Origin of the sequence: Coprococcus sp. OM04-5BH (genome assembly GCF_003482105.1) — a bacterium.
Taxonomy (GTDB): domain Bacteria; phylum Bacillota; class Clostridia; order Lachnospirales; family Lachnospiraceae; genus Coprococcus.
The window spans coordinates 1-1,423 of the sequence record NZ_QULM01000009.1; the positions used below are offsets into that span (position 1 = coordinate 1).

Below are 1,423 nucleotides of genomic sequence, written 5' to 3' on the forward strand. Positions count from 1 at the left end.
GTTCTTTGAGAATTTCATACAGATAGAAAATGAGATTATTAATAAGCCATTAATAATTAACAAGACATCTAATATCCAAAGGGATCAGATGAAAAATCTGATAACAAAACAAAGCAATTTGAAGAACCATCAATATATGAGCTACGTATATTGAGAAGGTTAAGTTACAAAGAGCGCAGGGTGGATGCCTTGGCACTGAGAGCCGATGAAAGACGTGATAAGCTGCGATAAGCTGCGGCAAGGAGCAAATATCCGATGAACCGCAGATTTCTGAATGGGGAAACCTGGCTGAGCAAACCTCAGTCGTCATATACTGAATACATAGGTATATGTCGGGAACCTCCTGAACTGAAACATCTAAGTAGGGAGAGGAAGAGAAAGAAACATCGATTCCGTAAGTAGCGGCGAGCGAACGCGGAAGAGCCCAAACCGGAGTGCGTGCATTCCGGGGTATGGACTGCGATATGGCAGTGTGAATGGTAGTAGAAGGGTCTGGGAAGTCCCGCCATAGAGAGTGAAAGCCTCGTACACGAATCATGAACACGCCTAGCAGTATCCGGAGTACCACGAGACACGAGAAACCTTGTGGGAAGGCGGAGGGACCACCCTCCAAGGCTAAATACTACTCAGTGACCGATAGAGCATAGTACTGTGAAGGAAAGGTGAAAAGAACCCCGGGAGGGGAGTGAAAGAGAACCTGAAACCCTGTGTTTACAAGCTGCGGAACTACATTTTAGGTAGAACCGCGTACTTTTTGTAGAACGGTCCGGCGAGTTTCTTTTACTGGCAAGGTTAAGTACTTAAGGTACGGAGCCGAAGTGAAAGCAAGTGTTAACAGCACGTCTAGTCAGTAGAAGAAGACCCGAAACCGGGTGATCTACCCATGTCCAGGTTGAAGTTGCCGTAAAAGGCAATGGAGGACCGAACGCACATCCGTTGAAAAGGGTGGCGATGAGGTGTGGGTAGGGGAGAAATTCCAATCGAACCCGGAGATAGCTGGTTCTCCTCGAAATAGCTTTAGGGCTAGCCTCGTATTAGTCTTGCGGAGGTAGAGCACTGAATATCCTAGGGGGCGTCAAAGCTTACCGAAGATTATCAAACTCCGAATGCCGCGTAGATGATGTACGGGAGTCAGACTGCACGAGATAAGTTGGGTAGTCAAAAGGGAAAGAGCCCAGACCATCAGCTAAGGTCCCAAAGTGTGTGTTAAGTGGTAAAGGATGTGGGATTTCGAAGACAACTAGGATGTTGGCTCAGAAGCAGCCATACATTCAAAGAGTGCGTAATAGCTCACTAGTCGAGAGGTCCTGCGCCGAAAATGTCCGGGGCTAAAACACACCACCGAAGCTATGGAATGTATTAAATACATTGGTAGAGGAGCATTGTTACAGAGACGAAGCTGTACTGAAAAGAGCAGTGGATC

At 46.9% G+C, this 1,423-nt stretch carries 1 rRNA gene (cut by a window edge); it reads left to right on the forward strand.

Annotated features, from left to right (window positions below):
* The first annotated feature begins 157 nt into the window (after positions 1-157).
* Positions 158-1,423 (forward strand): 23S ribosomal RNA (locus DXB54_RS11740) (it continues 1,691 nt past the right edge of the window).